The following is a 10,026-nucleotide window of genomic DNA, read 5'->3' on the forward strand; positions in this document are numbered from 1 at the left end:
ATGAGTTCCTCCGCGCCCTTCGCCCCGCGGCCCGCGCCGCCGTACTACGCCGTGATCTTCACCAGCCAGCGCACCGATGGCGATGCCGGCTACGGCGCCATGGCCGCCGAGATGGGCGCGCTGGCCGCGGCCCAGCCCGGCTACCTGGGCGCCGAGAGCGCGCGCGGCTCCGACGGCCTGGGCATCACGGTGTCGTACTGGCGCTCGCTGGAGGACATCGCCGCCTGGCGCGCGGTGCTCGCCCACCAGGCGGCGCGTGACCGCGGCCGTGCCGGCTGGTACAGCCACTACGAGCTGCGCGTGGCGCGCGTGGAGCACGCCTACGGCTGGGATGCCGCCGACGGCAGCGCCGACCCGATGGGCACGCCCGGCACGCCGGCGGCGAGCCCGGCATGAAGGTGGACGCGAGAACCGCGGCCGGCTGGGCGCTCGCGGTCGCTGCGGTGGCCGTGGGCCACGTGCAATGGGGTTGGCGCGGCGTGGTGCTGGCGCTCACGGTGGTGGTGTTCTGGCTGCTGCTGCAGTTCAGCCGTGCGCTGCGGGCGATGCGCGCCGCCGCCGGGGCGCCCGTGGGCACGGTGGCCAGCGCGGTGATGCTGCACGCGCGGCTGAAGCCAGGCATGACACTGCCGCAGATCCTGCCGCTCACGGGCAGCCTGGGCCGGCGGCTCGCCGAGGAGCCGGACACCTACGCCTGGACCGACGCGTCCGGCGCGCGGGTGGAGGTGGTGCTGGTGCACGGCCGCGTCACCCAGTGGCAGCTGCAGCGCCCCGAGGCACCGCCCGCCGCCTGAGGCGCGCGGCGCGGCGCCGGCTTCAGCGCCGCTGGCGGCGGCGCAAGGCGGCCATGGCCAGCACGGCCAGGCCCGCCAGGCACATGGCGTAGGCGCTCGGCTCGTCCAGGCCCAGGGCGCTGGCCGTGGCGGCATCGCCGCGGCTGCCGGCCGGCGCCGTCGTGGGGGTGGTGATGCCGCCGCCGGTGGCGGCGGTGTCGTGGCCGGCCGGGGCCATGGCCACGGCGCCCCGGCCGACCGGGCCGGGAGAGGCGGTGGCGGTGCCGCCCGCGGTGGCCGGGACGGCCGCCACCCCGCCGAGCGCGGCGCTCAGGAGGCAGGCAGCAAGTCGTCGATGGGCCGTCATGATGTTCACACCCTCCGTGGTGTTCTTATGGATTCTTGTGGGGTGATTCGCCCCGGGCCGGTCGCCTTGCGCGGCATCAAGGCGCCACGCGGTGGGGCGTTCTGAGCCCGGTCAATCACCTGCGGCCAGTGTCCCCCATCGCATCAACTGTGAACAACTGTAAGAGCCGCTTGTCTTAGGGGGCGAACGGCACCCGGGCCACGCCGGCGTGGCCCGCATGTGACATTCGTCACGAACGGAACGGCGCGAGGGGCGGCTTGCGCCCCGTGCCGGCCCGCCCCTCGCCCCGCCGCCCCGGCCGTAAAATCGGCGCCCCTCGCCTGCCTTCCACGGTGGCAGGCCCTTAATCACGAGCAGGACCTCATCGCCATGGGCATGGACGACCGCGACGGCAAGATCTGGATGGACGGGCAGCTGGTGGACTGGCGCGATGCCAGGATCCACGTGCTGACCCACACGCTGCACTACGGCTGCGGCGCCTTCGAGGGCGTGCGCGCCTACGACGCCGAAGGCGGCACCGCCATCTTCCGCCTGCGCGAGCACACCGAGCGCCTGTTCAACTCGGCCAAGATCCTGCGCATGAAGATCCCCTTCAGCCTGCAGCAGGTGATGGACGCCCAATGCGAGGTGGTGCGTGCCAACGGCCTGAAGAGCGGCTACCTGCGCCCGCTGATCTGGCTGGGCTCCGAGAAGCTGGGCGTGAGCCCCAAGGGCAACACCGTGCACCTGATGGTCGCGGCCTGGCCCTGGGGCGCCTACCTCGGCGAAGAGGGCATGAAGCGCGGCATCCGCGTCAAGACCAGCAGCTACACCCGCCACCACGTCAACATCACGATGACGCAGGCCAAGACGGTGAGCAACTACACCAACTCCATCCTGGCCAACATGGAGGCCACGGACGACGGCTACGACGAGGCGCTTCTGCTGGACCCCCAGGGCTTCGTCTCCGAGGGCGCGGGCGAGAACCTGTTCGTCATCAAGAACGGCGTGGTCTACACGCCCGACCTGTCCGCCGGGGCGCTGAACGGCATCACCCGCAACACCATCTTCGCCATCTGCCAAGACCTGGGCCTGACGCTGGTGGAAAAGCGCATCACGCGCGACGAGGTGTACATCTGCGACGAGGCCTTCTTCACCGGCACCGCGGCCGAGGTGACGCCGATCCGCGAACTCGACCGCGTGGAGCTGGGCGCCGGCATGCGCGGCCCCGTCACCGAGAAGATCCAGACGGCCTTCTTCGACATCGTCAACGGCCGCAACGCCAAGTACGCCGAGTGGCTCACCCGCGTCTGACGCGCCGGCCACCCCTGACCGCCCCCGCACCGCCTTGCCGCCTGCCATGAGCACCGCCACCCCGAGCACCGCCGTCGTCGAAGTCACCGCCCAGGACCTGCATGGCCAGGGCGTGGTCTTCTGTCCCAACCCCAAGATGACGCTGTGGAGCAACCACCCGCGCGTGTTCATCGACCTGGCCCAGGACGGCCAGGGCAAGTGCCCGTATTGCGGCACGGTGTACCGGCTGAAGGCCGGCGAGAAGCTGTCCGCCGGCCACTGAGCCCCGAGGCCGCCTCCCGCCCACCGGGCGCACGCGCCCCATGACCGACGGCCGTCCACCCCTGCCCGACCATGCGGCGGTGTGGGCGGAAGCCAATGCGGCGCTGCTGGACCTGCTGCGCCGCGCCGACCCGGCCCATACCCTGCGCCGGCTGGCGCGCGCCGCGGTGCACCTGACGGGGGCTCGCCATGCCCACATCGACGCGCTGTCCGCCAGCCTGCCGGTGCCGGGCGGCCGCTTCTCGGCGCGCCATCCGCTCGCCGGGCCGACACCCGGCGACCCGGCCCGGGACGAGCCCACCTGCTGCCTGCCGCTGCTGCACCTGGGCGATGCCGTGGGCGCGTGGCAGCTGCACCTGCCGCCGGGGGCGTCGCCCCCGCAGACCGCCGAGCGCCTGCAGCCGCTGCTGGAGGTGACGGCCGAGGCGCTGGCCCACTGGCTCGCCCAGGGCGGCCGGGCGCCGCGCGATTCGCTGTCCATGGTGCGCGCCGCCATGCACGAGGGCGGCACCTTCGTCTGGGAATGGGACCTGGCGACCGACTCGCTGGGCGACATCGACGAAGGGGCGCGCATGCTCGGCTACGCGTCCGAGGCCATCGGTCACACCCAGGCCGACTGGGACCGCCTGATCCACCCCGAGGACGCGCCGGCCGTGGAGGCGGCCTACCAGGCGCATGCGCGCGGCCAGGCCGAGGGCTACCACGCCCTGTACCGCGCGCGCGCGGCGGACGGCAGCTGGCGCTGGATCGAGGAGCGCGGCCGCGTCGTCGAGCGCGACGCCACCGGCCGCCCCACGCGCATGTTCGGCACCCAGACCGACGCGACCGTGCAGCACCAGCTGTCGCAGGCGCGGCAGCAGCAGGCCGCCGCGGAGGCGGCGAGCGCCGCCAAGACGCGTTTCCTGTCCCGCGTGAGCCACGAGCTGCGCACGCCGCTGAACGCGGTGCTGGGTTTCGCGCAGCTGCTGGACAGCGACCCGGCCGACCCGCCCAGCCCGGGCCAGCGCCGCCGCATCGCGCTCATCCGGCAGGCCGGCGACTACCTGCTGGCGATGATCGGCGACCTGCTGGACCTGTCCCTGGTGGAGGCCGCGCGCCTGCCGCTGCAGCCGGTGGCCGTGCCGGTGGGGCCGCTGCTGCAGGACTGCCTGGACCTGCTGCGCGGCCAGGCCGCCACGGCCGGCGTGGTGCTGGTGCATGCGCCGGTGCCGTCGCGCTGGGCGGTGCAGGCCGATCCGATGCGGCTGAAGCAGGTGCTCATCAACCTGCTCACGAACGCGATCAAGTACAACCGCCCGGGTGGCAGCGTGCAGCTGGAGGTGCGGCTCGACGGGCAGGCGGCGCCACCGCGCTGCGTGATCGACATCCGCGACACCGGCATCGGCCTGCCGCCGGAGCGGCTGGACCAGCTGTTCCAGCCCTTCCAGCGGCTGGGCCGCGAGGGCGGGCCGGTGCCGGGATCGGGCATCGGGCTGGCGCTGTCGCGTGCGCTGGCCGAGGCGATGGGCGGCGAGCTCGGCGCCATGCCGTGGCAGGGGCCGGAGGGCTCGGGCACCGTGTTCCGCCTGGCCATGCCGCTGGCCGCGGCCTGACGCCGCGCCGTCAGGCCCGGGGGGGGGCGCTGGCCGAAGCGGCGGCCGCGCGCAGGTCCATCAGGCAGCGCACCTGGCGGGCAATGGGCGCCGGCACCGGCAGCGTGCCGGCCAGCATGTCACGCACCGTCTGCGCGGTGTCCGCGGCGCCGATGCCGCGCGGCAGCTCGGGCAGGCTGGCCAGCGAGCCGCCCTGCGCGTCCACCGACAGCGCGGGCGCTGCCTGGCCGTCGACGAAGCACCGCAGCGCGGGCAGCCGGCGCGCGTCGGCCACGGGCTCGCCCTCGGTGCCCCGCAGCAGCAGCGCCGTGGCCCCCGTGGTGGCGAGGAAGTCGGCCAGGCTGGTGGCGTATTCGGGGTGCGTGTGGTTGACCACGCGCACCGCACCCGGCACGCCCGGCAGCAGCTTGGCCAGTGTGTGGCCCGAGTTGCGCACGCCCAGCACGGCACGCAGCGCCAGCAGCGCGGCCAGCGACGGGTGCAGCACATCCACGGCCATGCACACCGGCTGCCCGGCGGCCCAGCGCGCGTGCGCCGCCTCGGCGCTGGCCACGGGCGGCAGGCCCAGCGCGGTGAACACCTCGGCGCTGGTGACGCGTGCCGGGTCGCGCAGGGGGCCGTGCACCAGCACCGGCACGCCTTCGCGGGCCAGCAGCATGGCCAGCAGCGGTGTCAGGTTGGGCAGCTTGCGCGCGCCGTTGTAGCTGGGCAGCACCACGGCGGGCGCCGGCGCGTGCAGCGGCAGCGTGCGCGGCACCACGGCGTCCATGAAGCCGGCCAGTTCCTCCGGCGTCTCGCCCTTGATGCGCATGGCCAGCGCGAAGCCGCCGCGTTCCAGGTCGCTCAGCTGGCCGTCCAGCAGCCGGGCCATGAGGTCGGCCGCCTGCGCGCGCGACAGCGAGCGAGCGCCGTCCTTGCCGCGGCCGATCTCCTTCAGGTACGGCGCGATGGTGCCGGGCGGGGCCAGGGCCGCCGAGGCGGCGGTCGGTGCGGCGGTCGGTGCGGCGGTTGGTGCGGGGGTCGGCGCGGGGGTCGATGTCATCAGGGCGGCATTGTGGCCGGCACGGCGGCGGCCTGGGCGAGCCGCCGCAGCGCGGGCAGGCACGAGCCGCAGTTCGTGCCGCAGTGCAGGCGGGCCTGGGCGCCGGCCAGGCGCGCGTCGGCGCTGCCGGGCGTGGCGGTCAGCTCGGCCCGGACGGCCGCCTCGTCCACGTTGAAGCAGGTGCAGACCTGCGGGCTGCGCGGTGCCGCGCGGCGGCCGGCCAGCGCGCCGGGCGCCAGCAGCTGGCGGGCCGGCCCGGGCAGGGGCTGGTCGCCTTCCAGCAGGCCGCGCAGCCAGGCCTCGCCGCTGGCGTCGCCGGCCAGCCACACGGCCTGCAGGCGCTCGGCAGGGGCGCCGTCGGGGCCCGTCTCGTGCCGCACCCGCAGGGCGCGCTGCTGGCCGCGCCGGGCGTCGTGGTAGCGCAGCACGCCGGGGCCGTCGAGGCCGATGGCCAACCGCAGCGGCGCGAGCAGGCTGTCGTCGGGCGCCTCGGCCGCCGCCGCCCGCAGCCACAGGCCCACCCGGGCGGGGGCCTCGCCCTCCCGGCCGAAGGGCAGCAGGCTGGCATGGGCGAAGCTGGCCAGACCGGCCTGCAGGTGGGCACGCACGGCGGGCACCTCTTGCGCCGGCAGCCAGGCCAGCGCCACCAGGCGCCAGGGCAGGTTCACCTTCTCGATGGCCACGGCAGCGTGCTTGAGTGCCGGCTGCTTCGACTGCGGGCAGCGGGCGGGCGTGGTCAGCCCGTTCACGCCGGCCGTGGGGCGGCCGCCGCGGTCGGTGCCCGGCAGCACCTCGTCACCCCAGTGCATGGCGATGAAGGCCTGGGTGGGCGCCACCGCCTCGCTGGCACGGGCGCTGAGCACCAGCTCGCCGCGGCGGGAGCGCACGCGCACCAGGTCCCCCTCGGCCAGGCGCAGCCGGGCCAGGTCCTGCGGGTGCAGGTCCACCGTAGGCAGTGCCTCGTGGCCGTACAGGCGGCCCAGCAGGCCGGTGCGGCTCATGCCGTGCCACTGGTCGCGCAGCCGGCCGGTGTTGAGCTGGAAGGGGTAGTGCGCATCGCGCGGCTCGGCGAGCGGCGCCACCGGCACGTCGGCGAAGGCGGCCCGGCCGTCGGCGGTGGGAAAGAGGCCGTCGGCGTACAGCCGGGTGCGCCCCTGCGTGGCGCCCTCCGGGAAGGGCCACTGCTGCGGGCCGTCGCGCTCGAGCCGGGCGTAGCTCAGGCCGGTGATGTCGAGGTCGCGCCCGCGGGTGGTCTCCCGGTGCTCGTTCCACACGGACTCGGGCGAGTCGTAGGCGAACAGGGCGGCGCGCTCGGGCGCGATGCGCGTGGCCAGGCGCCGCGCCAGATCGGCGGCGATGGCCCAGTCCGGCCGGGCCTGGCCGGCGGGCGGCACGGCGGCGCGCACGCGGCTGATGCGGCGCTCGCTGTTGGTGACGGTGCCGTCCTTCTCGCCCCAGGTGGCGGCGGGCAGCAGCAGGTCGGCATACCGCGCCGTGGCGGTGTGGGCGAAGGCCTCCTGCACGATGACGAACTCGGCACGCTCCAGCGCACGCCGCACGGTGGCCTGGTCGGGCAGCGACTGGGCCGGGTTGGTGCAGGCGATCCACAGCGCCTTCACCTTGCCGTCCGCCGCGGCCTGGAACATCTCCACCGCAGTGCGCCCGGGGGCCGCGGGCACCTCGGCGCCCAGGCGGTCCAGGCCCCACAGGCGCGCCACCTCGGCGCGGTGGGCGGGGTTGGCCAGGTCGCGGTGGGCCGACAGCAGGTTGGCCAGGCCGCCCACCTCGCGCCCGCCCATGGCGTTGGGCTGGCCGGTGAGCGAAAAGGGCCCCGCGCCCGGGCGGCCGATCTGGCCCGTGGCCAGGTGCAGGTTGATCAGCGCCGCGTTGTTGGCGGTGCCGCTGGCGCTCTGGTTCAGGCCCTGGCAGTACAGCGACAGGGTGGGGCGCCGCCCGGCCGAGGCCACGGCCGGGTCGGCCAGGCCCGAGAACCAGCGCGCCGCGGTGACGATGTCGGCCTCGTTCAGGCCCGTGAGCCGTGCCGTCTCGCGCGGCGTGTGCTCGCGCACGCGCTGGCGCAGGGCGTCGAAGCCGCGGGTGTGGGCGGCGATGTAGGCGGTGTCGGCCAGGCCCTCCCACAGCAGCAGGTGCAGCATGCCGTGGCACAGCGCCACGTCGCTGCCGGGCAGCAGCTGAAGGTGCAGGTCGGCCGCCTCGGCGGTCTCGGTGCGCCGCGGGTCCACCACGATCCACTTCTGCGAGGGGTTGGCGCGGCGCGCATCCTCGAGCCGTCGCATGAGGACGGGGTGGGCCCAGGCCAGGTGGCTGCCGGCGATGAACACCGTCTGCGCGAACGCCAGGTCCTCGTAGGCGCAAGGGGGTGCGTCGGCCCCCAACGTGGCCTTGTAGCCGGCCACCGCGCTGCTCATGCACAGGCGCGAGTTGGTGTCGATCTGGTTGGTGCCCAGCAGGCCCTTCACCAGCTTGTTGAAGACGTAGTAGTCCTCGGTGAGCAGCTGGCCCGAGACGTACACGCCGATGGCGTCGGCGCCGTGCGCCGCGTGCACGGCCGCCAGGCGGTCGGCCGCCTCGTCCAGCGCGGCATCCCAGCCCACCGGCTGTGGTGCCTGCCCGCGCACCGCGCGCCGCAGCGGCTGCCGCAGGCGCGAGCCGGCCGCCAGGTGCGGCGCGGCGGTGAGGTGCAGCGTGGCGCCCTTGCTGCACAGCCGGCCCAGGTTGGCCGGGTGGTCGGGGTCGCCCCGCACGCCCGTGATCTGGTGGCCGTCGTGCTCGATGAGCACGCCGCAGCCGACGCCGCAGTAGCAGCAGGTGGAACGGGTGGAGCGGGTGTATCCGGTCTCGGGCATGGGGCGGGGCGCCGCGGCGGCTAGCCGGGCAATCGGGCGTAGAGGGTGGTCACCTGGTCCATCACCTGCAGGATGTTCTCGCTGGCGACGAACACGTTCTGGGCATCGCCGAACGCGGGGGTGCTGCTGCGGCCGATGGCGCGGTCGAAGAACACCCACTGCTGGCGCGCCAGGGCAAGCTGGTCGTGGATGAGGGCGGTGGTCTGCGAGGCGGCAGCCAGGCGGTCCAGCCCCGCGATGAACTCGGCGCGCGCCGCCTCGATTTGCGCCGGGGCGTCGGTGCCGGGCAGGCGCCACGCCAGCGCGAGGTGGAACTTCGCCATGCGCTGGCTCAGCATGCGCTGGCGGCCGGCCAGGTTGACCAGCGCACTGCCGGGCTTGCCGGCCTGCTGCTCCAGCTGGGCCGTGCCCTGCTGGGCGAGCGCCAGCACCTGCGCATCGAGCTGCAGCAGGCGCTGTGCCGCGGCGGTGCTGGGCTTGGTGCCCACGAGCACGCCCTTGTAGTCGCTCCAGGCCGCCTCGAGCTGGCCGTAGGTGGCGCGCACGGCCGGCTGGGCGGCGAAGGCCTTGAGTTCGAAGAGCTGGCGGTCGAAGCTGGCCATGGATTCGGCCAGCACCTTCTCGGCCCGCGTGGCCTCGATCTGCTGGCCCAGCGCCAGCCAGGCCTTGCTCAGGCGCTGGCTGAGCATGCGCTGGCGGCCGGCCTTGTTGATGGCGTCGTTCAGGTCGGTGACTTCGGCGCGCAACGGCAGGGCGGCGGCCGCGGCGCCGCCGGCGGCCCAGGCGAGCAGGTGGCGGCGGTTCAGGCGGGAAGGGGCAGAGGCGGCGAGGGGGCGGGGAGGCAGGCGGGTCATGGCGCGGTCCGGTGAGGTGGGGCGGCAGGCGCACCCAGCCAGCAGCCGGCGCGCACGAGGCCGCCAGTGAACGCGCGCTGGCGTGCCGCGTCCTTTCACCGCGTCAAGAATTCGCCCGCCCGAGGCGGCTGGCGGCAGAAACTCCACGTTCCGTGCCCTGGCGCAGTGCCCGCGTTTGCGCGGCGTCAGGCCGGCGTGCCGCAGCGGCGCGCAGGCCCCGCCACGGGCAGCGGCAGGTCGGTGCCGAGCCGGGCCAGCTCATCGGCGTCCAGGTGCACGACGCCGTCGATCACCTGCACCGCGAAGCGTGGCGTGCAACCCTCGTCCGGCGCCTGCGCATGGCCGTCGGCCAGGCCGATCGTCCAGTTGTGCAGCGGGCAGGCCACCTGGCGGCCGAACACGATGCCCTGGCTGAGCGGGCCGCCCTTGTGCGGGCAGCGGTCGAGCAGGGCGAACACCTCGTTCTGGTCGTTGCGGAACACGGCCACGGCCGCGCCCTGGGCGCGGGTGACACGGCGGGCGCCGAGCACGGGGATGTCCTCGACGCGGCAGATGGGGGTCCAGGTGGGGGTCATGGGGTTGGGGTGAGGCTAAGAGGTGCTGTGCGCAGGTGGGAGCGCGCATGCGGCGGCTGGGGCCTGCCGGTGCTCATTCGTCCGCGGCCCTGGCGGCGCCAGGGCTGCCCTGCGCTGCTCGGGCCGGAAGGCCGCGGCCGAACTCGCTGCGCTCTGCACCGGCCGCGAGTCAGACAGGGAGGCGCGCTGACGCGCGCGCCTTCCGGCCCTGCGCTGCTCGGCGCTCCCCAAATCGCTCCGGCAGGCCCCAGCCACCGCATGCCGATGGCGCGGTGCAGGCGGCCCGGGCCGTTCGCCACACGGGTTCGGGAGGACGGTGGCGGGCAGGCGGGGCGGCGATTTCGGCCGCGCCGAGAAGCGCTGGGTGGCCGGCCGCGCGCGCCAGCGCGCTTCGTGAACTGA

The 10,026-nt window shown here is 75.0% G+C and carries 10 protein-coding genes; 5 read left to right on the top strand and 5 right to left on the bottom strand.

Annotation, left to right across the window (positions count from 1 at the left end; translation table 11 throughout):
- Positions 1-396, top strand: coding sequence for an antibiotic biosynthesis monooxygenase (locus ACE3UN_RS14075; RefSeq protein ID WP_374675593.1), 396 nt, complete (start codon positions 1-3; stop codon positions 394-396).
- Positions 393-794 (top strand): hypothetical protein, encoded by a 402-nt coding sequence (locus ACE3UN_RS14080; RefSeq protein ID WP_374675594.1) that lies wholly within the window; start codon positions 393-395, stop codon positions 792-794. The genes ACE3UN_RS14075 and ACE3UN_RS14080 overlap by 4 nt, the downstream gene beginning before the upstream one ends.
- Before the next feature lie 22 nt (positions 795-816).
- Here ACE3UN_RS14080 and ACE3UN_RS14085 read toward each other — a convergent pair whose 3' ends face one another.
- Positions 817-1,140, bottom strand: a complete 324-nt coding sequence (locus ACE3UN_RS14085; protein ID WP_374675595.1) for a PEP-CTERM sorting domain-containing protein — start codon at positions 1,138-1,140, stop codon at positions 817-819.
- A gap of 369 nt (positions 1,141-1,509) precedes the next feature.
- Between ACE3UN_RS14085 and ACE3UN_RS14090 the strand changes: the two genes are divergently transcribed.
- From ACE3UN_RS14090 to ACE3UN_RS14100, 3 genes are read left to right on the top strand one after another with little or no spacing between them, the layout of a single operon-like run.
- Complete coding sequence (locus ACE3UN_RS14090; protein ID WP_374675596.1) at positions 1,510-2,433, top strand: branched-chain amino acid transaminase; 924 nt, start codon at positions 1,510-1,512, stop codon at positions 2,431-2,433.
- A 46-nt stretch (positions 2,434-2,479) separates the two neighbouring features.
- Entirely contained in the window at positions 2,480-2,695 is a 216-nt protein-coding gene (locus ACE3UN_RS14095; protein WP_374675597.1) for a zinc-finger domain-containing protein, read from the top strand.
- 40 nt (positions 2,696-2,735) lie between these two features.
- Complete coding sequence (locus ACE3UN_RS14100) at positions 2,736-4,286, top strand: ATP-binding protein (RefSeq protein ID WP_374675598.1); 1,551 nt, start codon at positions 2,736-2,738, stop codon at positions 4,284-4,286.
- A gap of 10 nt (positions 4,287-4,296) precedes the next feature.
- Here the strand turns inward: ACE3UN_RS14100 and ybiB are convergent, their stop codons facing one another.
- The 4 genes from ybiB to nirD all read right to left on the bottom strand — a co-directional run bounded on the left by ybiB (position 4,297) and on the right by nirD (position 9,624).
- On the bottom strand, positions 4,297-5,328 hold the full coding sequence (ybiB, locus tag ACE3UN_RS14105) for a DNA-binding protein YbiB (RefSeq protein ID WP_374675599.1): 1,032 nt from the start codon (positions 5,326-5,328) through the stop codon (positions 4,297-4,299).
- Positions 5,328-8,195, bottom strand: coding sequence for a molybdopterin-dependent oxidoreductase (locus ACE3UN_RS14110; protein ID WP_374675600.1), 2,868 nt, complete (start codon positions 8,193-8,195; stop codon positions 5,328-5,330). The genes ybiB and ACE3UN_RS14110 overlap by 1 nt, the downstream gene beginning before the upstream one ends.
- 20 nt (positions 8,196-8,215) lie before the next feature.
- The gene (locus ACE3UN_RS14115; RefSeq protein ID WP_374675601.1) at positions 8,216-9,049 is read right to left on the bottom strand and encodes a type IV pili methyl-accepting chemotaxis transducer N-terminal domain-containing protein; all 834 of its coding nucleotides are present in this window, start codon (positions 9,047-9,049) and stop codon (positions 8,216-8,218) included.
- A 185-nt stretch (positions 9,050-9,234) separates the two neighbouring features.
- Positions 9,235-9,624 (bottom strand): nitrite reductase small subunit NirD, encoded by a 390-nt coding sequence (gene nirD, locus ACE3UN_RS14120; protein WP_374675602.1) that lies wholly within the window; start codon positions 9,622-9,624, stop codon positions 9,235-9,237.
- Positions 9,625-10,026: the final 402 nt, after the last annotated feature.

This window comes from Ideonella sp. (genome assembly GCF_041918995.1).
Lineage (GTDB): Bacteria > Pseudomonadota > Gammaproteobacteria > Burkholderiales > Burkholderiaceae_C > Ideonella.